Origin of the sequence: Nonomuraea helvata, assembly GCF_039535785.1 — a bacterium.
GTDB classification, from domain to species: domain Bacteria; phylum Actinomycetota; class Actinomycetes; order Streptosporangiales; family Streptosporangiaceae; genus Nonomuraea; species Nonomuraea helvata.
The window spans coordinates 588,723-614,222 of record NZ_BAAAXV010000001.1 but is presented as its reverse complement, the minus strand read 5'-3'; the positions used below and the strand labels follow the sequence as shown (position 1 = coordinate 614,222).

General features: G+C 68.7%; 16 protein-coding genes. 8 read left to right on the top strand and 8 right to left on the bottom strand.

Features of this window, described 5'->3' with window-relative positions; translation table 11 throughout:
- Positions 1–25 precede the first annotated feature (25 nt).
- Both ABD830_RS02665 and ABD830_RS02660 read right to left on the bottom strand, forming a co-directional pair.
- Positions 26–475, bottom strand: coding sequence for a nitroreductase family deazaflavin-dependent oxidoreductase (locus tag ABD830_RS02665; protein WP_344984656.1), 450 nt, complete (start codon positions 473–475; stop codon positions 26–28).
- A 31-nt stretch (positions 476–506) separates the two neighbouring features.
- On the bottom strand, positions 507–2,003 hold the full coding sequence (locus ABD830_RS02660) for a nitrilase-related carbon-nitrogen hydrolase (RefSeq protein WP_344984655.1): 1,497 nt from the start codon (positions 2,001–2,003) through the stop codon (positions 507–509).
- 199 nt (positions 2,004–2,202) lie between these two features.
- Here ABD830_RS02660 and ABD830_RS02655 point away from each other — a divergent pair, with 199 nt between their 5' ends.
- The 4 genes from ABD830_RS02655 (at position 2,203) to ABD830_RS02640 (ending at position 7,329) form a co-directional block, all read left to right on the top strand.
- The gene (locus ABD830_RS02655) at positions 2,203–3,360 is read left to right on the top strand and encodes a sensor histidine kinase (protein WP_344984654.1); all 1,158 of its coding nucleotides are present in this window, start codon (positions 2,203–2,205) and stop codon (positions 3,358–3,360) included.
- Between the two features lie 4 nt (positions 3,361–3,364).
- The gene (locus ABD830_RS02650) at positions 3,365–4,027 is read left to right on the top strand and encodes a response regulator (protein WP_344984653.1); all 663 of its coding nucleotides are present in this window, start codon (positions 3,365–3,367) and stop codon (positions 4,025–4,027) included.
- Between the two features lie 121 nt (positions 4,028–4,148).
- A complete protein-coding gene (locus tag ABD830_RS02645) occupies positions 4,149–5,171 on the top strand; it encodes a LacI family DNA-binding transcriptional regulator (protein ID WP_344984652.1) in 1,023 nt (340 codons plus the stop codon).
- A gap of 70 nt (positions 5,172–5,241) precedes the next feature.
- The gene (locus tag ABD830_RS02640; RefSeq protein WP_344984651.1) at positions 5,242–7,329 is read left to right on the top strand and encodes a beta-galactosidase; all 2,088 of its coding nucleotides are present in this window, start codon (positions 5,242–5,244) and stop codon (positions 7,327–7,329) included.
- Positions 7,330–7,400: 71 nt separating this feature from the next.
- Here ABD830_RS02640 and ABD830_RS02635 read toward each other — a convergent pair whose 3' ends face one another.
- Both ABD830_RS02635 and ABD830_RS02630 read right to left on the bottom strand, forming a co-directional pair.
- The gene (locus ABD830_RS02635) at positions 7,401–9,179 is read right to left on the bottom strand and encodes an RICIN domain-containing protein (RefSeq protein ID WP_344984650.1); all 1,779 of its coding nucleotides are present in this window, start codon (positions 9,177–9,179) and stop codon (positions 7,401–7,403) included.
- Positions 9,180–9,310: 131 nt separating this feature from the next.
- Positions 9,311–11,152, bottom strand: a complete 1,842-nt coding sequence (locus tag ABD830_RS02630; protein ID WP_344984649.1) for a lectin — start codon at positions 11,150–11,152, stop codon at positions 9,311–9,313.
- A 1,254-nt stretch (positions 11,153–12,406) separates the two neighbouring features.
- On the opposite strand from ABD830_RS02630, the gene ABD830_RS02625 reads away from it, so the two are divergent.
- A complete protein-coding gene (locus ABD830_RS02625; RefSeq protein ID WP_344984648.1) occupies positions 12,407–13,528 on the top strand; it encodes a lectin in 1,122 nt (373 codons plus the stop codon).
- A gap of 88 nt (positions 13,529–13,616) precedes the next feature.
- Positions 13,617–15,197, top strand: a complete 1,581-nt coding sequence (locus tag ABD830_RS02620; RefSeq protein ID WP_344984647.1) for a lectin — start codon at positions 13,617–13,619, stop codon at positions 15,195–15,197.
- A 72-nt stretch (positions 15,198–15,269) separates the two neighbouring features.
- Here ABD830_RS02620 and ABD830_RS02615 read toward each other — a convergent pair whose 3' ends face one another.
- Positions 15,270–16,907, bottom strand: a complete 1,638-nt coding sequence (locus ABD830_RS02615) for a GH39 family glycosyl hydrolase (RefSeq protein ID WP_344984646.1) — start codon at positions 16,905–16,907, stop codon at positions 15,270–15,272.
- Positions 16,908–17,090: 183 nt separating this feature from the next.
- On the opposite strand from ABD830_RS02615, the gene ABD830_RS02610 reads away from it, so the two are divergent.
- Both ABD830_RS02610 and ABD830_RS02605 read left to right on the top strand, forming a co-directional pair.
- On the top strand, positions 17,091–18,155 hold the full coding sequence (locus tag ABD830_RS02610; RefSeq protein ID WP_344984645.1) for a LacI family DNA-binding transcriptional regulator: 1,065 nt from the start codon (positions 17,091–17,093) through the stop codon (positions 18,153–18,155).
- A 222-nt stretch (positions 18,156–18,377) separates the two neighbouring features.
- Positions 18,378–19,841, top strand: coding sequence for an endo-1,4-beta-xylanase (locus ABD830_RS02605; protein WP_344984644.1), 1,464 nt, complete (start codon positions 18,378–18,380; stop codon positions 19,839–19,841).
- A 71-nt stretch (positions 19,842–19,912) separates the two neighbouring features.
- Here the strand turns inward: ABD830_RS02605 and ABD830_RS02600 are convergent, their stop codons facing one another.
- From ABD830_RS02600 to ABD830_RS02590, 3 genes are all read right to left on the bottom strand, one after another.
- Entirely contained in the window at positions 19,913–22,696 is a 2,784-nt protein-coding gene (locus ABD830_RS02600) for a glycosyl hydrolase family 95 catalytic domain-containing protein (protein WP_344984643.1), read from the bottom strand.
- A 217-nt stretch (positions 22,697–22,913) separates the two neighbouring features.
- A complete protein-coding gene (locus ABD830_RS02595) occupies positions 22,914–24,293 on the bottom strand; it encodes a lectin (RefSeq protein WP_344984642.1) in 1,380 nt (459 codons plus the stop codon).
- 380 nt (positions 24,294–24,673) lie between these two features.
- A complete protein-coding gene (locus ABD830_RS02590; RefSeq protein WP_344984641.1) occupies positions 24,674–25,444 on the bottom strand; it encodes a FadR/GntR family transcriptional regulator in 771 nt (256 codons plus the stop codon).
- Positions 25,445–25,500 lie beyond the last annotated feature (56 nt).

Here is a 25,500-nt window from a genome sequence, read left to right as displayed (position 1 = left end):
CCCGTGGAGCACGACTTCCGCGCGGTCAGTCGCTGTCCAGCGGCTCCAGCACGAACACCGGGATCTCCCGGTCCGTCTTGTTCTGATAGTCGGCGTACGGCGGATACGCCGACACCGCACGCTCCCACCACTCGGCCTTCTCCGCGCCGGTCACCTCACGGGCCTTCATGTCCTGCTTGGCAGGGCCGTCCTGAAGTTCCACATGAGGGTGGGCCTTGACGTTGAAGTACCAGACGGGGTGCTCGGGAGCGCCGCCCAGCGAGGCGACCGCGGCGTACCGGCCTTCGTGCTCCACGCGCATCAGCGGCGTCTTGCGGATCTTGCCGCTCTTGACACCCAAGGTGGTCAGCAAAATGACGGGCATTCCCGTATCCAGCAGGGTTGTTCCCTTGGTGCCACCGGAGCTCTCGTACAGCTCCACTTGCTCGCGCACCCACTGCGTCGGGCTGGGTTCGTACTCACCTGCAAGAGGCATGGCAGCCATCCCTTGGTCGGCCAACTCACGTTCAGGACGCTGCAACACCCGGCCCGTGCGTTTTCATCCACGACTCACGGGCCGGTGCGTGCCGGGCGCCTCCCGCACGCCGGGTACGGCCCAGGGAGGCGAGTGAGAGCGCCAGCAGGAGTGCGCAGGCCCCGGCGAACCAGTCGCCGAATCTTGTGTAGGGCGTGTGGGCCGAGCGGGTGGGTAACGTGGTGACGACGGACACGAACGGTGCGTCGTCGCTGTGCGCCTCGCTCCGGATCCGGCCCTTGTCGTCGCTCACGACCAGGTCGCCGTCCCGCGCCGCGCGCACCACGCTGAGCCCGTTCTCGACACCCCGGGTGACCGCCATCCTGCCGTGCAGCCAGCGATCCCGGTCGAAGTCCCAGGCGGGCACGAAGATCGCCGTGGCGCCGCTCCTGCGGTAGTCGCGTACCAGGCCGGGCAGGTCCAGGTCGAAGCAGATGGCGATCCCCCAGCGGGAGCCGGAACCGGGCACGAAGGCCTTCCGGTCGCCGGGTTGGAAGTCGCTCTCCAGCCCGGGGATGAGGTGGTGCTTGAAGTACTCGATCGGCCGGCTCCCGTCGGCGGGGAAGTCGATGGCCGCGTTGCGGAGAGTGCCGGATCGCTGGAGGATCAGCCCGACGATGATGTCGACGTGGTGGTCGGTGGCGAGCCGTGCCAGCGGCGCCGCCAGCACGGGCAGCGTGGTGTCGTCGGCGATGAAGACCTTCTCCGGCATGACCACGACCCGGGTGCCGCGTGCGGCGAGGTCCGGGATCCGCGCGGTGTACTGCCCGAGGAGGGCACGTCCCTCCGGCGAGGCGACCGGGGCCCAGCCGTCATGGTCGGTGGCGAGCAGCGCCACCTTCTCCGAACTCTCGCCGTACGGTGCGCTCAGCTGCCAGGCGCCGTACCCCACCGCCACCGCCAGGATGATCACGGCGGTGACCGCCACTCGCAGCCTCCCGGCCCTTCGCGCGGAGAATGACGCGGCGGCGGCCGCGGGAACCCCGAGGAGCAGGAAGGTGATCCCCCACGGTCCGGTGACCGAGGCGGTCTGCAGGACCGCGAGGATGTCGGCCTGGGTGTAGGCCAGGCTCCACCATGCTCCGTTCGGCGACAGCACCGAGACCGCGTACTCGATGACGACCCAGGCCGTCGGCACGACGGCGGCGGCGGCCAGCGGATGTCCCCTCAGCATCAGCATCCGTGACGGGAGGACGACCAGCCCGAACAGCAGCGCCGACCCGACAATCAGCGACACGGCCAGCGGCGACGGGACCTGCAGCGTGCTCAGGAAGTAGCCCCACATCGTCGTCTCACCGCCGAGCCAGGCGGCCGATGCCGCGAGGAACGCGGTGCGAGCACCGACACGGGGAGCGAGAACGAGCACCGGCAGCGGTGCGAGCCAGGTGAGCCACGGCACCGGCCTGAGCCCGGTACCGAAATGGAACAGCGTCGCCGACAACGCCGTGGCGGCCAGCACCACGGCCAGACGCCGAATCGGTGAGTTCATGTGGGTCTCCTCTCAGTCGCCCCGACTCTCCAGAAGCCGGGCCTGAACGCGCATCGCTGACGGGAGTGATCCGCGTACCGGTCGAAGGAGCCAGGGCCGCTCGGAGATTCGTCGTGCCGGGTCTCACTCGAAGGAGTGAGAAGGTCATCAGCCGGGAGCCGGAGGCGGCGGCGGTGCCGCGCGGCCTAGTCTTGCCGGATTGCCTCTCACAACCCCGGAGCCGGTCATGCGGGCGAGCATCCTCAAGCCGTCAAGGACCGACGTCGCGATCGCCGCCGTCGTCACCGTGATGACGGTGACGCCCGCGATCGTCCCGTACCGGCAGCCGTGGTGGTCGGTGACGCTCGCAGTCCTGATGTCGGTGCCCGTGCTGTGGCGACGCCGCGCGATCATCTCCGTCGGGGCGGTCGTGGGCTGCGCGACGACGATCCTGGCGATCGCGGCGAAGTCGCTGCCACACTCTGCGAGTCTGCTGCTCCTGCCGTACGGCGTGCTCGTGTGCACCTACACGTTCGCGGCGGCGGACCTCTCCCGGGTACGCCGCGCCGGGGGCATCGCCGGACTCTCCGTCGGCATGGCCGTGTCGCTCATCGTCCCGCACGAAAATCTGGAGACCTATCGCTATCTCCTCACCGCGGTCGTCGCCGCGTACGCCGTCGGCGCCGGGGCACGGGCCCGGCGGGCCAGGCGAGAGGCCGAACAGGAGCGCGAAGCCCGCATCCGCGAGGAACGCGCTGCCGCGGTCGAACGCGAACGCACCCGGATCGCCCGCGACATGCACGACATCGTGACCCACTCGGTCGGCCTCATGGTGGTCCAGGCGGAGACCGGCCCACTGGTGGTGCGCGATCATCCGGAGCGGGCCGAGGAGATCTTCGAGGCGATCGGAGCGGCCGGGCGGGACGCGATCGGCCAGCTCCGCCTGATCCTCGGCGCACTGCGAGGAAGCGAGGCGCCCGACGGCCTGGCTCCGGTCCGAGGGCCGCATCCCGGGCTCGACGCCCTGCCCGACCTGCTCGGCAACGCCCGCCGTGCGGGCCTGGAGGCCTCCGCCGACGTGCGTGGCGAGCCACGACGCCTTCCCGCCGACGTGGACGTCGCCGCATACCGGATCATCCAGGAGGCGCTGACCAACACGATCCGGCACGCTGGAGCGAACACCGTCCGCGTACGGCTCCGCTGGTCCGGTGACACCCTGGACGTCGAGGTCTCCGACGACGGACGGGGCACGCGGGAGCTACGGGAAGGACACGGCATGATCGGGATGCGCGAGCGGGTCACGGCCTGCGGCGGCAAGCTGGCCATCCGGCCAGGGAACCCGGGTTTCACCGTCATCGCGACCCTGCCGATCGGATAGCGGCATGCTGCGCGTACTCGTCGCCGACGACCAGGACCTGTTCCGCGGTGGTTTCGCGATGATCCTCAATGCCCATGACGACATCACCGTGGTCGGCGAGGCGGCCGACGGCGCCGAGGCCGTCACGAAGGCGATCGAACTGGAGCCGGACGTCGTGCTCATGGACATCCGGATGCCCGGCGTGGACGGCGTCGAGGCCACCGCGCAGGTGTGCCGCAGAACCGACGCGAAGGTGCTGGTCCTGACGATGTTCGACGTCGACCAGTACGTCTACGACGCCTTGCGTGCCGGGGCCAGCGGCTTCCTGCTCAAGGACGTACGTCGCGACGACCTCGTACGCGCCGTCCGCCTGGTCGCCGAGGGGGAGTCGCTGCTGGCCCCCGCGATCACCCGCCGCCTGATCGCCGAGTTCGTCGGGCGCGGACGTTCCCGGCCCCGGCTGCGGCAGCGCCTGGATGAGCTGACCGAGCGGGAGATGGATACGCTGCGGCTGCTCGCGCGCGGCCGGTCCAACGCCGAGATCGCCGCGGATCTGGTGGTCACCGAGCACACGGTCAAGACCCACGTGAGCAACCTGCTGACGAAACTGGGTCTGCGCGACCGCGCCCAGGCTGTCGTCTTCGCGTACGAATCCGGCCTGGTCGTCGCCGGCGACCAGGAAACGTGAACGACGTCCTCGGGACCGCTGCCTCCTGCCACCACGCAGGCGGATCCCCCTCTTGACAATCGGCGCCCGCCGCCCGAGAGTGGTGGGCATCTGACTACGTAGTCAGACACAAGGAGCTGCGATGACCGAGCCGCGACGCAGGCCGCCAGGCAGTACGGACGTCGCCCGCCTGGCGGGCGTGTCGCAGAAGACGGTCTCCCGGGTGATGAACGGCGAGGCGTACGTCAGCGACGAGGTCCGCGAGCGGGTGCTGGCGGCGGCACGCGAACTCGGCTACCGGCGCAACACCGCGGCCCGGGCGCTCAACCTGGGCCGCTTCCACCGCATCGGGGCGGCCGCGCTCGGCACCTCGCTCTTCGGCCCGTCCTCGTTGCTGGTCGCGCTCGAGCGGCGGGCCAGGGAGATCGGTTACGCCTTCACCGTCGTCAACACCCTGGAAGACGAGGAAGGCGGCATCATGAAGGCCGTCGAATCGCTGCTGGAGCAGGGCGTGGACGGCATCGTGCTGTCCGAGCCGATCGACGAGGGCCAGACGCTGCGCATCGAGGCGGACATCCCGGTGCTCAGCTTCGGCCGGCTGGCCGGCCTCGACGGCCCGCGCGTGATGGTCACCGGTGGGTCCGGCGTGGGCGCGGGCCGCACGGCGACCGAGCACCTGCTCGGCCTGGGACACGCCACGGTGTGGCACGTCGCGGGCCCGAGACGGTGGCTCGCGGCGCGGGACCGCGCCCAGGGCTGGCGGGAGGCGCTGGCCACGGCGGGCATTCCCGAGCCGCCGATGCTGGAGGGCGACTGGTCGCCCGCGTCCGGGTACGCGGCGGGGCGGATCCTTGCGGCCGATCCGGAGGTCACGGCGGTGTTCGTGGCCAATGACGACATGGCGATCGGCGTGCTGCGGGCCCTGGCCGAGGCGGGACGCGCGGTGCCCGAGCAGATGAGCGTGGTGGGGATGGACGACATCCCCTCCGCGGCGTACCTGTCACCGCCCCTGACCACCATCCGCCAGGACTTCGAGGCGACCGCGGCGCACGGTCTGGAACTGCTCGTCGAACGGATCGAGAGCGGCGCCGGGCCGGCGATTCACGATGACCTGCCCATGGAGCTCGTGGTCCGCCGGTCCACTGCACCACCCCCCAAGGAGTAAACGTGATCGTGCCGCGTACCCGGCGGCTCGCCGTCAAACGATGACTCGTCGAACAACGGAAGGAATGTCTGTGCCCCGAGTGCTCTTCGGCGCCGCCTACTATCCCGAATACCATCCCGCCGACCTGCTCAAGACCGACCTGGAGCTGATGGCCGAGGCCCGATTCTCGGTGATCAGGGTCGGAGAGTCCGTCTGGTCCACCTGGGAACCCGAGAACGGCCGCTTCAACCTGGACTGGCTGCAGCCTGCCCTGGACGGCGCACACGAGCGGGGCATCGCCGTCATCCTGGGCACTCCGACGTACGCGGTGCCGCCGTGGCTCGCCCGGCTATATCCGGAAATAGCCGGTGAGCGGGGCACCGGTCAGCGCATCGGCTGGGGCGCCCGCCAGGAGATGGACTTCACCCACCCGGCCTACCGCTTCCACGCCGAGCGGATCATCCGGCGCGTCGTCGAACGCTACGCCGGCCACCCCGCGGTCATCGGTTACCAGGTGGACAACGAGCCCGGGCCGCACCTGCCGCACAACCACGGCGTCTTCCAGCGGTTCGTCGACCACCTGCGGAACACCTACGGCGACGTGGAGACGTTGAACCGGGAGTGGGGGCTGGTCTACTGGTCGCACCGGCTGTCGGACTGGGCCGATCTGTGGACCCCCGACGGCAACGCCCAGCCCCAGTACGAGCAGGCGTGGCGGCGGTTCCAGGCCGATCAGGTCACCGAGTTCATCGAGTGGCAGGCCGACATCGTGCGCGAGTACGCCAGACCCGAGCAGTTCGTCACCACGTGCATCTCCTATGAGCGGCAGGGGGTGGACGACGAGAACCTGACGCGGCGGCTGGACGTCACGGCCGGGAACCCGTACTACGCGATGCAGGACGGGCTCGCGCTGCCCGCCCCGCCCGACTCGTCGCAGCACTGGCCCACGCCCGACACCTGGGCGCTGTATCTGAGCGCGGACCGGATGTTCTCGTCGCGGCAGGAGCCGTTCCTGGTCACCGAGACGAACGCGCAGGCCATCGGGCCGTCGTGGGTCAACCAGCCGGCCTATGACGGGCAGTGGCGGCAGGCCGCGTGGGCGCTCGTGTCGCGGGGCGCCTCGATGATCGAGTACTGGCAGTGGCGGACGCTGGTGTTCGGCGCGGAGACGTACTGGGGCGGCGTGCTGCCGCACAGTGGGCGGCCGGGGCGCACGTACCGGGAGATCGCCCGCATCGGCGCCGAGCTGGAGAGCGCCGGAGAGCTGGTCGCCGGCCTCACGCCCGATGCGGACGTCGCGATGATCTATTCGATGCCGAGCAAGTGGGGGCTGGCCGCCCAGCCCGCGCTGGCGCGGGCGGACGGCGGGCCTGACGAGGGGTCGTACCTGGGCATCTTCGAGCCGTTCTACCGGGCGGCGTTCGAGGCGGGCCGCCAGGTGCGGGTGCTGCATGCCGGGCAGGCAGTGGCGGAGGACCCGGCCGCGCTGGCGGCGCGGCACCCGGTGCTCGTGGCCGCGGGGCTCTACGTGGCCGACGACGCGACCCTGGACTGGCTGAAGGCGTACGCGGAGGCGGGCGGGCACCTGGTGCTCGGGCCGCGTACCGCCTATGCCGACGAGGAGGCCCGCGCCCGCCGCGAGGTCCAGCCCGCCCGGCTCGCCGACGCGGCGGGGGCCTGGTACGAAGAGTTCAGCAACCTGGCCGCCGACCTGCCTGTGGGCGAGGTGGAGGGGTCGCCCCTGGAGGTGCCGGAGGGCGCGGCGGGCACCCGCTGGGCGGACGGCTTGCACGCCGAGGGCGCGCACGTGCTGGCCGCCTACCACCACCCGCACTTCGGCCGATTCGCCGCCGCCACCACTCAGCCGTACGGCACCGGCCGGATCACCTATGTCGGCACCATCCCGAACCCGGCGCTGGGAGAGGCCCTGTTCCGCTGGCTGGCCCCGGAGGCCGGACCGTGGTCGTCGATGCCGCCGGGCATCACCTCGACCGGCGCCACCTCGGCCGACGGCCGGCGACTGCGCTTCCTGCACAACTGGACGTGGGACCAGATCACGGTTCCGGCGCCGCTGCCGGTGCACGACGTCCTCAACGGCACCGACCACGAGGCGGGCGCGGAGCTCTCCCTCGGCCCGTGGGACGTCCGGGTCCTTGTGGAAACGCCCGAGACCTCTTGACGTTGTGGGCGAAGGGCGGCCCTGCGGGGCTTTCGCCGGTCACAGTCCGGTGATCCCCGCGGGCCGTCCAGTCAGCTCTTCGTCCATTTCTGGCTGGTCGTGCCGGTGCAGGACCACAGCTGCACCTTCGTTCCGTTCGCGGTCCCGAAGTTGCTCGCCTCCATGCAGAGACCGGACTGGACGCCGGTGACGGTGCCGTCGCTGTTGACGTTCCACTGCTGGTTCGCCTGCCCGTTGCAGTCCCAGATGATCACCTGGGTTCCGTTCCCGGTGCCCTGCCCCTTGGCGTCCAGGCACTTGTTGCCGTACACCTGCAGCTGCCTGGACGAGGTGAGTGTCCACTGCTGGTTGGTGCTGCCGCCGCAGTCCCAGAGCTGGAGCTGGGTGCCGTTGACGGTGCTCGCGTTCGGGACGTCCAGGCACCGGCCGGCGTTGACGTTGCGCAACACCGACGTCGATCCGCCACCGGGGCCCGGGTCCGTGGGGGGCAGGAGCGTGATGGTGTAGGTGTCGTCGATGGCGGTGTGCGGCAGGTTGACCGTCGTGCCGTCGCCGGACAGCGTCACCACGGAGCTCTGGACGATGACCGGGCCCTGGACGGCGCCGCCGCCGTTGTAGGGGATGCGCTCGGTGACGACTCTCACCTGGTTGTTCTGCACGAGGCCGCTCGTGGTGTCCAGGCGCCGCAGGTTGACGGCGACGTTGCCGGTCGTGGTGCCGCCGCCGACCAGGATCTTGGCCGTCCCGGCCGCCTTGGTGGCGAACGCGTCGTAGGAGGAGCTGGGGGTGACGGACGCGATCTGGCCGGTCTGAGAGCCGTAGAAGCGGTAGACCCACCATTCGCCCTTCGGCTGGTACTCGCCTGCCGAGTTGCGGACGAGCAGGTTGGCGAGGTCGTTGTGCAGGTTTCCACCGCCCGCCCAGTTGGCGCGCAGGCCGTCGGCGCCGGCCCTTTCCAGGCGGGCGATGTACCAGGATCCGTCAGCGGGGTTCTGCTCGTTGGACGCCCCGTACTCGTTGATCTGGTACGGGCGCGGGTGTGGGATGCTCCGGGAGTTCAGCGTGGTGTCGGCCGCCGCCACGTTGGCGACCGGGTCGCCGGGCAGGGAGTGCCAGCTGATGATGTCGGGGACCACGTTGTTGGCCTTGACGTAGTCCAGGTACTGGCCCCAGAACGAGTTCGTGGTCGAGGGCACGCACGCGCAGCTCGGCCCGACGATGAGATGCGTCGGGAACGCGGCACGGACACGTTGGTAGGCGCGCCGCCACATCTCGAAGTACTGGGACTGAGGGCGGTTCCAGAATGTCGTGATGTTGGGCTCGTTCCAGAGGTCCCACTGTACGGTGGCGCCCGTCGCCCGCACGTCGTTGATCAGGCGGGTGAGGAAGTTGTCGTAGTCGGTCCAGTCGCCGTTGTCGCCGGGGAAGCGCGAGATCGGGTAGCCGTCGGCGCCCCACAGGTCGTGGACGAGCAGGATGAACTCCCCGCCCAGCGATCGGGTGCGCAGCAGCTGGGCGCGGGTGGAGTTCCATCGGCGGTCGTACTTGCCCGACACCCACCCGCCCGGGCCGTCCAGCTGTGCCCCGCCCGCGCGCATGTACCGGAACTTCACATCGGTGTAGAAGTGGTCGGGTGGCGCCGACGCGTTCTCGGTCATGCCGTAGATCCACCCGGAAGCCCGGTAGGTCGGAGAGCCACCGCCGGCGGAGAAGTCGACGGTAATGGCCTGGTCCGCGGCCAGGGCCGGCGTGGCGGCCGTCATGACGGGGCCGGCGACGAGTGCGCCGGCCGCAAGGAAGGCGGCGATCCCGCGGCGGCTTCTGCGCCGTCTGCCCGATGTGGCGTCCACACGTGACTCCTTGGTCGCGGAAGGGTGGGGCAGGCGGACCGGAACCGGTGGTGTGGAACGCCGCAGTCGAGCTCGGCGGATCATGTCGCCGACGTTCATCTCGGACTCCTCACTTGGGGATGCTGTGCTTGTCAGGTGCGGGTCCAGCGTTGGTTGGCGCCGCCGTTGCACGACCAGATGGTCAGCTTGGTGCCGTTCGCGGTGGCGCTGTTCGGTACGTCCAGGCACTTGTTCGCCCCGACCGCGGTGATGGAGCCGTCGGAGTTGAGCCGCCACTGCTGGTTGGCCTGGCCGTTGCAGTCCCAGATGATGACGTTGGTGCCGTCGGCGGTGCCCGCGCCGTAAACGTCCAGGCACTTGCCGCCGTAGACCCGCAGCTCACCGCTCGCGGTCTGCGTCCACTGCTGGTTGGCCTGGCCGTTGCAGTCCCAGATCTGCACCTGCGTGCCGTTGGCCTGGGAGGCGCCGGAGACGTCCAGGCACCGGTTGGCGTTGACGTTGCGCAGCGCCGTGGCGGACCCGCCGCCCGAATTGATCTGGCCGTTGAAGGTGAGCTTCACGACGTACGCGAGCGCCGAGTATGGCTGGTTCGGCAGGGTGATGTGCAGGCCGCTGGAGTCCTGGCTGCGTGTCGGCAGGTTGATGTACGTGCCGGCCGTGTTGCCGAGCATCTCCACCTTGTCGAGGTTGGTCAGGCTGACCTTGCCGGTGCCCAGCGAGGCGAGGTTGAGCGTCGCGCCGTTGCCCGGCCATCCGAGCACCGTCGCGTACAGGACGGTGTTGTCCTTGCTGCGGGTGTAGCGGATGTCCTGCGCGGTGCCGGCACGTGGCGTGGTGAACGAGCCGCCGCCCATCTTGGTCGGGCCTTCGCCGTAGGTGGTCCAGGCGCGGGTGGCGTAGATCGACTCGCCGTTGCGCCTCAGGTAGGTGCCGAAGGCGTTCAGCACGTCTTTCTGGCCCTGGGGAATCGTGCCGTCGATCATGGGCGAGATGTTGAGCAGCATGTTGCCGTTCTTGCTCACCCGGTCGATCAGCGAGTGGAGCATCGCGGGCGCGCTGTAATAGCCGATCCCGTTGGTGTAGGACCAGCTCGAGCTGCTGATGGCGTCGTCGGTCAGCCAGTAGGGGTACTGGAGGTCGCCGGGACCGCCGCGCTCGTAGTCGAAGACCTCGCCCTTGTTGTTGAAGCCGTCCTTGTAGGTGGCCACGACCTCCTTGCCCCACGCGTTGGCCTGGTTGTAGTAGTACGACAAGAAGTTGAGCCGCTGCGCCTCGTCGACATGGGTGAGGTTGAAGTCCTGCCACAAGATGTCCGGCTGGGCCTTGTCGACGACCTCCTTCAGCTTGTCGTACCAGAGCTGGTTCTCCGCGGCCGGGCCGAGCTGTCCGTAGAGCTTCTTCAGCGACGTGGTGGGCTGCGTCGGCACGTGGTCGTAGTAGCCGGTGAAGTTGTAGGCGTGGTGCATCGCGACCAGCAGCTTCATGTTCTTGGCGCGGATCGCGTCGGCGAACAGCTGCAGCAGATCCAGCTTGGGACCTCGACCGGCCGAGTTCCACTCGTTGACCTGGCTGTTCCACATCGAGAAGCCGTCGTGGTGCTCGGCCACCGGACCCGCGAACTTGGCGCCGGAGTCGGCGACCAGCTGGGCCCACTCGTTCGGGTCGAAGTTGCCGCCCGCGGACTTCAGACGTGGGGCGAACTGCACCCAGTTGCCGGCCTTGTCGCGGGCGCCGTCGATGAAGTAGTTGTACGGCCACACGGAGGGGTCGCCGTAGGTGTTCTTGTGATAGGTGTTGGCGGCCTGCCCCGAGATGTACATGTTGCGCGGGTACCATTCGCTGCTGTACTGAGGGGTGGCGAAGGCCCCCCAGTGCCAGTAGACGCCGAACTTCGCGTCCTGGAACCATTCCGGGGCGGCCGGATGCTGGTCCACCGACGCCCACGTCGGCTGGTAGACGGCGGGCGCGGCCATGGCGGAGCCGGTCAGTGCGGGGGCAGTGAGGAGGGCTGCTCCGGTGAGCAGCGCGGTGCCGGCAAGGGCGGTGCGTCTGCGGAGTGCTGACAGCTGGTTGGGGGGACACGCTGTCTCCTGGGTTGTGGCGGTGATGGTGTTCGTCCGGGGCTCACCAGCGGTTTCGGCTCGGGCGAGTGAACCCGCGGGCCGCAGGGCCCGGCATGTGAGAGTGACGTTCGTCAGCGACCAGCAGGAGGGCGCCAGAGATGGCCCACAAACTCAAGCGGGTGCGGGGTCCGGGCGGCCGAGAAGCCCGGCATGGTGTCCACGACCGGCGCCCAGTGCCGGGGGTTCTGATAGCCGCATCCGTCTCGTCTGACTAATCGCCGGGCACCAGCTGGCGGTATGGCGTTGTCGCCCATGTCTGAGCCTCCAGTGCTGGATCAATGAGGGACATGTGGGGAGGCCTCAGCGATCCGCGGCCGGCCCATCGCCGGACGCGTCACAGCCGGGGCTCCTGCCGCTCACCACCGACCCCGGCAGGAGGTAGCCGCCTTGCGGACTCAGTGTGGAAACCGCCACGAAACATGTCAAGGCCGCTGACGAATCGGTTCGATCGGATAGGCGGCGCCCGAGGGGCCTGTGTGCTGGTGCGTCCCGGTCATGTCCCGCCGCCACGGGATGAACGTTTCATCACCGCGCCCGGTCGCCACAGTGCGACCGCAGCCGGTCAGGCCAGATCAGGCCACCTCGGTGCGCGGCGGAACCGATTCGAAGGGGGGCGGACCCTTGACGGAAGCTCCCAGATCATGTTTGCTCCGCCACACCACCACCTAGCCGGCCTGCGTGGAAGGAGCATTGGTCCACCCAGAACGATGTTAACGCTAACAGGCGATATCGGGAGCCGTCGCCGGCATGCCGAACCGGGCCCGACCGTGCTCACCCTGGCCGCGGTACGGCATCACTCGGTGCGCGATCCGAAGTCGCCGATCTTTCCTACAAGGAGGTCCTCGTGTCCGCGACCGAGGGGCCGGAGCGCTTCCTGCGTCGCTCGCCACCTCGCGGTACGCTCCCCGGGATTCGCCGCGTGCAGGCGGGCGCGACGGGGGCGGTCCGGTCGGCATCCATGCGAAATGCCCTGTGCGGCCGCATTCGGTGCTCTGGGAACTCTGCTGCAAGCACTCTTGGACGAGAAGGCGGGAGATTTAGTGTGTTAGCGCAAACATTGCCAATCGATTCGACGGGCTCACTGAGATCGGCGAGGGGTTGAGCATGCGTACGTGGAGACGATGGTGGGCCGCCGTGCTGACGGCCGTGGCCCTGGTGGTAGCAGGCATGGCGATGGGGACGGGGACCGCCGGCGCGGAGTCCAACGGCGGGGTACGGGTCATGCCGCTGGGCGACTCGATCACCGAGGGCACGCAGGTGCCGGGCGGGTACCGGATCGGGTTGTGGCAACGCCTGGCCGCCGGCCGCTACACGGTCGACTTCGTCGGGTCGCAGTTCAACGGCCCGGGCAACCTGGGTGACCACGATCATGAGGGCCATCCCGGGTGGCGGATCGACCAGATCGACGCGAACATCGCCGGCTGGCTGCGTACGTACACACCGCGCACGGTGCTGCTGCACATCGGCACCAACGATGTCCTGCAGAACTACAACGTGGCCGGTGCCCCGCAACGGCTGTCCACGCTGATCGACCACATCACCACAGCCGTGCCCAACGCGGACGTCTTCGTCGCGACGATCATCCCGCTCTCCAACTCCGGCCAGGAGTCGGCCGGCCGCACCTTCAACGCGGCGATCCCCGGCATCGTCCAGAGCAAGGTGAACAGCGGCAAACATGTCCACCTGGTCGACATGCACAGCAAGCTGACCACGTCCGACCTCATCGACGGCGTCCATCCCACCGCCGGCGGCTACGACAAGATGGCCGCCGCCTGGTACGACGCGCTTCAGTCGGTATCGGGCAGCATCGGCCAGCCGGGGGGCGGCGGCCCCGACCCGACTCCTGGTGCGATCAAGGGTGTGGGGTCGGGCAGGTGTCTTGACGTCTCCGGCGCCTCGCAGACGAACGGCGCGCAGGCGCAGATCTGGGACTGCAACGGCCAGGCCAACCAGCAGTGGACGCAGACCGCGAGCGGCGAGCTGCGGGTCTACGGCGGCAAGTGCCTGGACGTTTACGGCGCGGGCACCGCCGACGGCACCAACGTCATCATCTGGGACTGCAACGGCCAGGCCAACCAGCAGTGGCGCTTCAACTCCGACGGCACCATCACCGCCGTGGGGGCGAACAAGTGCCTGGACGTGCCGAACTACTCCACCGCCAACGGCGTCAAACTCCAGATCTGGTCCTGCAACGGCGGCGCCAACCAGCGCTGGACCCGCACCTGACCTGGCACGGGACCACCCCGATGAGCGAGGGCCGAGCGGCCCGGCCCTCAGGTGAACCTTCCAGAACCCCGGTAGGCAGAGGAAACAGATGCGCAGAATTCTTGGTTTAGCGCTGGCGGCGGTACTCGCGGCCGGCTCCGTCGTCGCGATCGGCGGGCAGACGTCGCCGGCCGCCGCCCTCGACAACGGCCTGGCCCGCACACCCCAGATGGGCTGGAACGACTGGAACAGCTTCGGCTGCAACGTCAACGACGGCCTGATCCGTCAGACGGCCGACGCCATGGTCTCCAGTGGCATGGCGGCGGCGGGCTACACCTACGTCAACATCGACGACTGCTGGTCCACCAAGAGCCGCAACTCCAACGGTGACCTGGTGCCGGATCCGCAGAAGTTCCCCAACGGCATCAAGGCCCTGGCCGACTACGTCCACTCCAAAGGGCTCAAGCTCGGCATCTACTCCTCGGCCGGAACCACGACGTGCGCGGGGTACCCGGCCAGCCTGGGCAACGAGCGGCGGGACGCGGCCCTGTGGGCGTCGTGGGGGATCGACTACCTGAAGTACGACAACTGCGGTGACCACCGGGGCCTGAACGGGCAGCAGCGGTACACGGCCATGCGGGACGCGCTGGCCGCCACCGGGCGTCCGATCGTGTACAGCCTGTGCAACTGGGGGCAGGAGAGCGTGTGGACGTGGGGGATGCCTGTGGGCAACTCCTGGCGCAACACCGGCGACATAGCGGCGAACTGGAACTCGATCACCGGCATCCTGGACCAGCAGGTCGGGCTCGACGCGTACTCGGCTCCGGGCGGGTGGAACGACCCCGACATGCTGGAGGTGGGCGTCGGCGGGGTGACGGGGACCGAGGGCCGCGCGCACTTCAGCCTGTGGTCGTTGCTGAACGCGCCGCTCATCGCCGGAAACGACATCCGCACGATGAGCGCCGACACGCGCACGATCCTCACCAACACCGAGGTCATCGCGGTCAACCAGGACTGGGGCGGCAGGCAGGGTCACAAGATCAGCGACAACGGCAACCTGGAGGTCTGGCGCAAGCCGATGTCGAACGGCTCGGTCGCGGTCGTGCTGCTCAACCGGGGCACCTCCACCTCGACGGTCTCCACCACCGCCTCCGCCCTGGGGCTGGGCTCCGCGTCCTCCTACTCGGTGCGCGACCTGTGGGCGCACACGACGTCCTCCTCCTCCGGGACGATCAGCGCGTCGGTCCCCGGACACGGGGCGGCCATGTACGTCGTGACCGGAGGGGGCATCGTCACGCCCCCGCCCGCGGGTGCGATCCGGGGGGCGGGGTCGGGCAAGTGCCTTGACGTCCCGACCTCTTCGCAGACCAACGGCACGCAGGTGCAGATCTGGGACTGCAACGGCCAGGCCAACCAGCAGTGGACGCAGACCTCGAGCGGCGAACTGCGCAACTCTGGAGGCAAGTGCCTGGACGTGTACAACCGGGGCACCGCCGACGGCACCAACGTCATCATCTGGGACTGCAACGGCCAGGACAACCAGCAGTGGCGCTTCAACTCCGACGGCACCATCACCGCCGTGGGGGCGAACAAGTGCCTGGACGTACCGAACAACGCCACGGCCAACGGCACCAAGCTGGCCATCTGGTCGTGCAACGGCGGCGTCAACCAGCGCTGGACCCGCACCTGACCTGACGCATGGGTGCGCCACTGTGGTGGTGCACCCATGCCGTCAGAGGTGCTCCAGCGGGCTGCGATGCGGTCATGCCGACTGCCGCAACGACATCACGGCCCACGGCGCGAGTTCGACATCGAGGTCCAGCACACCGTTGCCGGGCACGGTGAGCGTGAACCTGAGGAGCGAGTCGGCGACTCCGCTCAGGTGCTCGCTCTCGGCCCGGGACAGGTTGAGGGGGGACCCGAGCCGGTGCCAGGCCTCGGCGACGTTCCCGTGCTCCCAGTCCATGATCTCGACGAGGAACGTGGTTCCCGGCTCCAGCCCGCCGATCGAATGGCGGATCGTCCGGCTCGGCCCCATCTCGGCCAGCGCGCGGGTCGCCGGGTACGTGTTCTCCGAGCCGACACCCCTCATGGCCATGTCCTCGGGGTAGTTGAAGAACACCGCTGACACGGCCGAAGTCCGGCTGTCACGGGTGACGACCCCGTCGGACGTCGCGAGGAGCAGCCGGTCGCCGAGCCGTTCGAGCATCCTGAACGCGTGGAACGTGGGCTTGTGGATGCCGCCCTCGTTCACGATGCCGAAGCCGCCGTGGAACGGTCCCATCCCGGCGCCTCCCTCCTCGAACACGTCCGTGAAGGTCCAGTAGGAGATCGAGTCGGCGAGGGTGGCGCACTGCAGATACGACCGCGTGATGGAGGTCGCCGCGAACGGCGTGTCGTGGATGAAGTCGCGAGCCGACGGCGACGTCGACCACTCCGTGATGTGGATCTCCGCATCGGGATACGGGCTGTTCTTCACGAGCTCGCGAAGGAGGGTCAGGTCGTCGAACGTCGCGTCGGCGTACCGCGTGATGTGCACGCCCTCGCCGTCGGCGCCGAACGCGAAGTCGGTGGGGTACGTGTGGGTGGAGATGAAGTCGATCGGGAGTTCCCGCTCCGCGCACCAGGCGATGAAGTCCTCGATCCAGACCGGGCGCCAGTCGAGCGCGTCCACGTCGGTCGCGGCGACCGTTGCGAGCGCCGCGGAGCGGTCCTCGGTCTCGCCCTTGTAGCGGTCGTCGGGCACGAAGACGCTTGTTGCGGGCCCGCCCACCTTCAGGTCGGGATCGATCTTCTTGATCGCCCGGACGGTCTGCTCGTAGAGCTCGAAGTACTCGGTTTTCGTCCCGGTCCAGAAGTGGGGAACCAGGTTCGGCTCGTTCCACACCTCGAAGCGCCACTCCCGCACCTCGGCGAGGCCGTACCGGTCGATCCAGTGCTCGACCGACCTCGTGACCAGCTCGACCCAGCGCGCCATGTCCTTGGGCGGGCTGCAGTGAGCGCCCCACCAGAACACCGTCTCAGTCTCCGTCGCGAGCTCGCGCGGCATGAAACCCAGCTCGACGAAGGGACGGACACCGCAGTCCACGATGAAGTCGAACACCTTGTCTACATAGCTGAACGTGTACGCGGGCGAGGGAAGGCGCGTGTCCGGGCCGAAACCGCTGCCGTAGCTCTCCCGGTACACGAACATGTCGTCGTGGAAGACGCCGTGAAAGCGGACGTACTGGAATCCGCATGCGGCGACGACTTCGGCGAATTGCTGTTGCCAGTCCGCGCGCAGTGCTTCGTTCGCGCGGCCGGCGCCGACACACCAGCTCCAGATGTGGGGGAGCGCACTCTCGTCGCGCAGCTCGCCGTCGATCCGGAACCGGCTTTCGGACACACTGTCGATCATCATGCCCTCACCTCTCGTGCTGGGGATGGCTACGAAAATTTTTCGAAACTTGTTCGTTGCTGCCAGGACATTAGGTGGTGTGTCTTCGCCGTGTCAACGGGCGGACAAGCGGCAATGCCTGGCAATGTCTGGCGGAAGGAGTTCGTGGTAGGTTCGAAATAGTTTCGGAGCCGGAAAGGAGCCCTGATGCCGCGGCGAGGCCGTTCAGAGCGAGCCACCCTGGCGGACGTCGCCCGACTGGCCGGCGTCTCGCCGGCGACCGCCTCGAAGGTCCTCAACGGGCGGAGCGATGTGGGGGCGAGCACGCGCGAGCACGTCCTCGGGGTCATGGCCGAGATCGGCTACATGCCGACGGCGGCGCGACATGAGCAAACCCGAGAGCGGAGCATCGTCACGATGCTCGACATCGTGGAGTCCCGTTATGCCGGGACGGTGCTCCAAGGGATCCTCGTGGCCGCGACCTCCGCGCAGGCCGAGCTCCTCCTTCGCCTGCCGCTCGACAGGCCGATCAGCACGAGCCGTACGGCGGCCCGGGCCTGGATGGAGGAACAGAAGGCGTCCGGTGTCGTCGGTGTCATCGCGCTCGCCGTCGCCGTGCCCGACTCAGTGCTCCTCGCCGCGGATGAGCTCGAAGTGCCCATCGTGACGATCGACCCGATCGACCCGATCGAATCGCGCCTCGTCAGCATCGGCTCCACCAACTGGGCGGGAGGCCGCTCGGCGACCGAGCACGTCATCAAGCTCGGCCACCGCAGGATCGGCTGGATCGGCGGCCCGCTGGGCTCCGCCCCCTCGGTGGAACGCTTCCACGGCTACCAGGCCGCGCTCGACTCGGCCGGCGTCACGCCGGACCGGGCGCTGATTCGCCACGAGGCGTTCTCCGTCGAGGCAGGGCTCCGGCACGGCCACGACCTCCTCGCGCTCGACGAGCGGCCGACCGCGATCGTCGCGGGCAATGACGAGATCGCCGTCGGGGTCCTCGCCGCGGCCAAGGAGCTGCACATCACCGTGCCGGGCGAGCTGTCGGTCACCGGGTTCGACGACACGCCGCAGGCCCAGTGGACCACGCCCCGGCTCACGTCCGTCCGGCAGCCTCTCGTCGGCATGGGCCGGATGGCCGTCGAGACCCTCCTCGGCATGGCGGACGGCGTCCAGCCCGCCTCCCGGCACCTCCAGCTGGCCACGACCCTCAGCGTCCGCGACTCGACGGGCCCCGCCCCGTCGCCGATGTCGAATGCGCATGATCGGTGAAGTATGAAACTTTCATGATCTGTCATCCTTTGTTACAGGCATTGTCGAAAGTTTCGGAGGGCATCATGCGTGGCTGAGACTGGCCGACGCGCTACGGGGCAGCGGGATGTGTCCGAAACTTTTCACAGCTACCTTGACATGTTTCGGACTGATTTCCACACTGAGTCACCGAAAGGTCTCCCTCCCCCGTGGTCCCGTGATGTCAGTTATGGAGGCTCAGGCATGAGCGCAAACGCCATACCCTCGCCTGGAACCAGGCGGCCCTTACGCTGGCCCCTGATCGTCGGCGGTCTCGGTGTGCTCACCGTGACCATGGCGCTGGTGGCGCCGCTTCGCGCCGATGCCGCGGCGAGCACGCTCGGCGCGGCCGCCGCACAGAGCGGGCGGTACTTCGGCACCGCCATCAGCGCGGGCCGGCTCGGCGACTCGCAGTACACCACGATCGCCGGCCGCGAGTTCAGCATGGTGACGCCCGAGAACGAGATGAAGATGGACGCCACCGAGCCGAACCGGGGCCAGTTCAACTTCGCCAACGGCGACCGCGTCTACAACTGGGCCGTGCAGAACGGCAAGCGGGTGCGCGGGCACACGCTGGCCTGGCACTCTCAGCAGCCCGGCTGGATGCAGTCGCTGTCGGGCAGCAGCCTGCGCCAGGCGATGATCGACCACATCAACGGTGTCATGGCCCACTACAAGGGCAAGATCTACGCCTGGGACGTGGTCAACGAGGCCTACTCCGACAGCGGAGGCGGGCGGCGCGACTCCAACCTGCAGCGCACCGGCAACGACTGGATCGAGGTGGCCTTCCGCACCGCGCGCGCCGCCGACCCCAACGCCAAGCTCTGCTACAACGACTACAACATCGACAACTGGACCTGGGCCAAGACGCAGGGCGTCTACAACATGGTCCGCGACTTCAAGCAGCGCGGCGTGCCGATCGACTGCGTGGGCCTGCAGTCGCACTTCAACGGCAACAGCCCGTACAACAGCAACTACCGCACCACCATCTCCAGCTTCGCCGCCCTCGGGGTGGACGTGCAGATCACCGAGCTGGACATCCAGGGCGGCTCTCCGCAGACCTACGCCGCCGTGACGAACGACTGCCTGGCGGTGCCCCGCTGCGCCGGCATCACGGTGTGGGGGGTGCGCGACCAGGACTCCTGGCTCGGCGCCGGCGCCAGCCCGCTGCTGTTCAACGGCGCCAACAAGAAGCCCGCCTACGACGCGGTCCTCAACGCCCTCAACGCCGCCGACCCCAACCCCGACCCCACGCCCACGCCCACGCCGACCCCGACGGTGCCCGGTGGCGCCGGGCAGATCAAGGGCACGGCCTCCGGCCGCTGCCTGGACGTGCCCAACGCCAGCACCACCGACGGCACCCAGGTGCAGTTGTGGGACTGCAACGGCCAGTCCAACCAGCAGTGGAGCTCGACCTCCGCGGGCGAGCTCAGGGTCTACGGCAACAAGTGCCTGGACGCCGGCGGCACCGGGAACGGCGCGAAGGTGCAGATCTACGGCTGCTGGGGCGGCGACAACCAGAAATGGCGCGTCAACTCCGACGGGACCATCGTCGGCGTGCAGTCCGGACGGTGCCTGGACGCCGCCGGCGCAGGCACCGGCAACGGCACCCAGATCCAGCTGTACGACTGCTGGGGCGGCAGCAACCAGAAATGGACCGTGAGCTGACGTTCCAGTAAGGGCTCGTGGCTTCGCCGCAACCGGCCACCGGTTGCGGCGAAGCTTACGCGTGAGTCGGTTCAGACGCCCGTGATCGTCCACTGGTTGTTGGTGCTGCTGTTCGGCGTCCACATGGCCACGGTGGAGCCGGCGGTGCTGTTGCCCATGCCGTCGAGGGCCGTGCCGGTGCCGCGGTTGATGATCTGGTAGCGGCCGTTGCCGACGCTGTTGAGGCGCCACTGCTGGTTGTTGCTGCCACTCCACGCCGACTGCCTGGCGGCGGCGCCGTTGGAGGTGTTGCCGTAGCTGTCGATAACCATGCCGTTGGTGCGGTTGACGATGCGGTACCACCCGCCGCCCAGGTCCACGAGCTGCCACTGCAGGTTGGTGCTGCCGTCCCAGTTCCACTGCTTGAGGTTCGCCCCGGAGGCGACGTTCCCGCCGCTGTCGAGCACCAGGCCGGTGGTGGCGTTGGCGATCCGCATGTAGCTCGCGGGCGCGGGGCCGCCGGACCCGGTCATGCGGTAGGTACGGCCGGCCTGGCCGGTCAGTCCGATGACGTCGCTCTCGGGTTTGGTGACGCTGACCGTGTCGCCGGTCGTGGCGTCGACCACCTGGTAGGTTCCGGCGAAGATGCGGTTGCGCACGTTGACCGTCCCGTCACGGTCGAACTTGACGAGGATCTCGGTCCCGCTCGAGCTCCACGTCGCGTCCACGGTGTAGCCGCCGCGCCCCCGAAGACCCTGCACCTTCCCGCTCGGCCAGGCCCCCGGCAGCGCGGGCAGCACGTGCAGCTCGCCGTTCTGGCTCTGCAGCAGCATCTCGGCGATGCCGGACGTCGCCCCGAAGTTGCCGTCGATCTGGAACGGCGGGTGCAGGTCGAACATGTTCGGCGCGAGCCGGGCCGTGGTCACGAGGGCGCGGATCAGGTCGTGCGCCCGCGTGCCCTCCTCCATCCGCGCCCAGTAGTTGATCTTCCAGGCCAGCGACCAGCCGGTGCCGTCGTCACCGCGCAGTTCGAGGGTCCGGCGCGCGGCGGTGTACAGCGCGGGGGTGCCGCGCTTGGAGATCTGGTTGCTGGGGTGCAGGCCGTACAGGTGGGAGATGTGCCGGTGGTTCTGCTCGGTCTCGACCCAGTCGTACAGCCACTCCTGGATGTTGCCGCGTGAGCCGACCCGCATCGGCGGGAGCCGGTCCCGGGCGGCCAGGACCTGCGTACGGAAGGTCGCGTCCGTGCCGAGGAGCTCGCTCGCCTTGGCGCAGCCGTTGAACAGGTCCCGCAGGATCTGGTTGTCCATCGTGGGACCGGCGCAGACGCTGACGCCCGAGTGGTGGGTCAGCTCCGGGGAGTTCGACGGGTTCGTGACCAGGTATTTGAGGCTCGGCTCCTCCACGAGGGTCTCCAGGAAGAACTGCGCGGCCCCCTTCATGGCCGGGTAGTTCTGCCGCAGGAAGTCGAGGTCGCCGGTGAAGAGGTAGTGGTCCCAGATCATGATGGCCAGCCATGCGCCGCCGGTCTGCCACATGCCCGCCGCGGCGAAGTCGACGACCGACGAGCCCCGCCAGCCGTCGGTGTTGTGGTGGGTCACCCAGCCGCCGGCGTTGTACTGCACCCGGGCCGTGCGGGCGCCGCTGACCGTGAGGTCGTTGATCATCCTGAACACCGGCTCGTAGCACTCTGACAGGTTGGTCGTGTCGGTCGGCCAGTAGTTCATGGGCAGGTTGGCGTTGAGGGTGTACTTCGAGTCCCAGGACGGGGTCAGCGAGTCGTTCCAGATGCCCTGCAGGTTGGCGGGCTGGGTGCCCGGTCGCGAGGAGGAGATCAGCAGGTAGCGGCCGAACTGGAACAGCAGTGCCGAGAACTGCGGGTCGTTGCTGCTCGCGTGCTGCGCGATCCGTACGTCGGTCGGCTGGTCGGCCGCCGCGGTGCGGCCGAGGTCGAGCGTGGTCCGCCCGAACAGCCGCTGGTAGTCGGCGACGTGCCGGCCGCGCAGGTCGTCGTAGGTCCTGGGGGCGGCGGCGTCGAGGTGGCGCCGGGCGATGCCCTGGTAGTCGCCGCTGACGTCCTTGTAGTTCACGTAGCTGGAGCCGATGGAGATCAGCACCGTCACGCTGTTGGCGGACCTCACCTGCAGCGTGCCGCCGGAGCTGCTGACAGTGCCGCCTTCGGCGACAGCCCGGGCCAGTGCCAGGAATTTGACCTTGCCGGCCAGGCCCCTCTGGTCGCCGGAGATGCCGTCGAGTCCCACCGTCGTGCCGTCCGGGCTGGAGCGTGTGGTCCGCTGCGGGCTGTCGAACGTCGCGGAGAACGTGATCGAGCCGGGCTTGTCGGCGGTCAGCCGGATGGCGATCACCTGGTCGGGCGCGCTCGCGAGCACCTCGCGTCGGTACCGCACGCCGTTCTGCAGGTACGTGACCGTTGTGGTGGCCGTGGTGAGGTCCAGGACACGGTTGTACTCCGAAACGCCGGCGGCGCTGCCGAAGGTAAGCCGCAGGTTGCCCACGGGCTGGTAGGCCAGCTGAGCCGAAGGGTTGCCCAGCATGTTCTGGTCGACCAGGCTCTGGGCCTGGCTCCACTGGTTCTGGAAGACCAGCTGCCGGATCTGGCCCAGCGCCGCCGCGCCCTTCGAGTTGCTCTGGTCGTACGGCCCGCCGGCCCAGATGGTGTCCTCGTTGAGCTGCAGCCGTTCGGTGTCGACGTTGCCGAACACCATGGCGCCCAGGCGACCGTTGCCGATCGGGAGCGCGCGCAGCCACTCCGTGCCGGCGCTTTCGTCGTACCACAAGGCCAGGTCGTTCGCGGCGCGCACCTCCGGCGGGGGCGCTGAAGCGGCGCGGGCCGCGGCCGTCCATGGCAACGGCAACAGCGCGGCTCCAGCTCCAGCCGCGCCGAATCTCAGCACTTGTCTTCTCGATAAATCAGCCATTTCGATGCTCCAAGCCCATGGGGGGGTTGCGGGCAGACGGGCTCCGTCGGGTACGAGCACGAGCCCCGCACCGTGTACGTGCCTACGTGCTCGTGGCCATCGCCGGGGCGAGGACTCGCTCCGGCGATGGCGTGTGGTCAGCTGTCACGGGTTGTCAGGCACGGCTCCATTGCTGGTTGGCGCCACCGTGGCAGGTCCAGATCTGCACCTTGGTGCCGTTGGCGGTGCCGGCGCCGCTGATGTCCAGGCACTTGTTCGCCCCCACCGCGGTGATCGTGCCGTCCGCGTTGAGGCGCCATTTCTGGTTGTTCTGTCCGTTGCAGTCCCAGATGATGACGCTGGTGCCGTCCGCCGTCCCGGCCCCGTTCACGTCCAGGCACTTGCCGCCGTAGACCCGCAGCTCACCGGAATCGGTGGAGGCCCACTGCTGGTTGGACTGCCCGTTGCAGTCCCAGATCTGCGTCTGCGCGCCGTTGGACTGCGAGGCGCCGCTGACATCCAGGCACCGGCCCGAGCCCACACCCTTGAGCGCGCCCGTCGTCGGCGGATTGACCGTGGGGGTCGGCGTGGGGGTCGGCGTGGGGGTCGGCGTCGGATTCGGGTCGCTGCCTCCGAACTGCGTGAAGAAGTTCCACACCACTGGCCTGGTCCAGGACTTCTCGCCGGGTTCCAGGTCGCCCGGCTTCCCGTCCACGGGATTGGGGGTGTGGCCGGCGTCGAACGCCGCCCAGGCGACCGGATACCCGGCCCGGCACCCCGAGTAGTAGGTGACGATGTGCGTCAGGCTGCCCTGCGCCGGCTCCGGCGGGTTCTGGGGCGTGCAGCCGTTGTTCCTGACGAACCTGTCACGCAGCGACCGGCCCGTGGAGATGTTGAGGACCGGGTCCCTGAGGCCGTGCAGCCCGATGTACGCGATGGGCTCGTTGCCGCCGCTGCACCCGCTGAGCTGCCCGCCGGAGTAGACCGCCACGGCGCGGAAGACCGTCGCCCTGTTGCACGCGAGCGAGTAGCTCATGCCGCCGCCGTAGCTGAAGCCCATGGCGAAGCGCTGGGAGGTGTCCACACAGAGGTCCGCCTCGATCCGGCGGATCATGTCGTCGACGAAGGTGGTGTCCTCACCGCCCGAGTTGGCCCAGCCGTTGTTGAAGCCCTGCGGCGCGACGAAGATCGCGGTATTGTTCGACAATGCCCGGAGTCCGTAATAGGACCAGGGGTATCCACTGGTTCCGCCCGAGTCGACATCGTTGGCGGTGCCGCCATTCCAGTGGAATCCGAATATCAACCGGTAGGGGGTGGCGTTGTTATAGTTGTCCGGAATTCTCAGGATATAGCTGCGATTTTTCCCGCTGGTCGTAATGGACTGCGTACCGCTTCTCAGCGTCGGAGCCTTGCCGCATCCCGCGGTGCCCGCGAGGGCGCTCTGCTGCGCGAGGGACGGGGGCGCGCTGGCGCCCAGCGCCGTATGCACCGTGGCCAGGACGACGAGCAGTACAGCGGACGAGACAGCGGTGAAGAGGTATCCAAGCCTCGACATCACGCGAATTCCTTTGCCGTTCTCGTGGTGACACACGTAAAGGGGAAGCCACTCCCACCGCCCTTTTCCGAGGGTGGGGGCGTCGGTGACCGGCCGGTCGAGTTGCCGAAGTGTTAGCGCTCACTCAACGCCTCCGGAAGGGGATCTCCTTTCTTCCGGGTGGCTGGAGGCGATGGTGCAGCGGAGCAAATATGACGTGACAAGACCTGTCAAGGTTCGGCCTTCTCGACGTTGTGGGCTCCCGCATGGGACGACCCTGTCGCTTCCGCGTCTGACCAGGGCAGGCGGCCGGGCCGTGGCTGAGCGCGTCGGGATGAAACTTTCACCGATGGTCAATCGAATCGTTCCGCGCCTCCCGGTCGCGCGGGATGGCGTTTGTGCTAACGCCGTAGCCGGACGGGATCGGCCGTTCCGCTGCGGCGGACGATCCAGGCCTCGGTGATGTGATTGAACATCGCCTCGGCGGCGCCGTCGGGATCGTGGGCGGCGATGCGTTCGTAGATGCGGCGGTGGCCGGCGTTCGACGCCACGCACAGGGCCCGTTCGGTCCGGCCCAGGTACCGGGCGGTGTTGACGACCTGGCTTTCCAGCGCCCGTACGACGCCACGAGCGATGCGGTTCCCCGACACCCGCATGATCGTGTCGTGGAAGGCACGGTCGCTTTCGGCGTACGTGGCCGGGTCGTCCACGAGCTCGTCCATCCGATCGACCAGCGCGCGCAGCTGCTCCAAGGTGTCCGGCCCGGCCAGGCGGGCGGCGACGTTGGCCATGTCGGACTCCAGCACGCGCCGCGTGACGACGAGGTCGTCGAGGATCGCCAGGCTCTCGTCCTCGGCGATGGTCGCGGCGAGGACGAGTTCGTCGAGCATGTCCCACATCGCCGGTGGGGTCACCATGGTGCCGGAGCCTTGGCGGACCCGTACGAGGCCCTTCTCCTGCAGAAGTTTCACCGCTTCCCGCACGACGGTGCGGCTCACGGAGAAGGCCTCGCACAGTGCGGGCTCGGGGGGCAGCGGCGTCCCCGGCGGGTGCACACCGCGAACGATGCGCTCCACCAGCTCGGCTGTCACCGCTCCGGCGAGACTGGCCGGGCGTCGTACCCAGGCCGGTGGCGCCGGGACGCTGCCGGCCGTTTCCTGTGATGCCGTCATGTCGCCTCCGGTGGCCTGGCACGTGACTGCGCCACCGCGTCAGTATACGAGAGCTC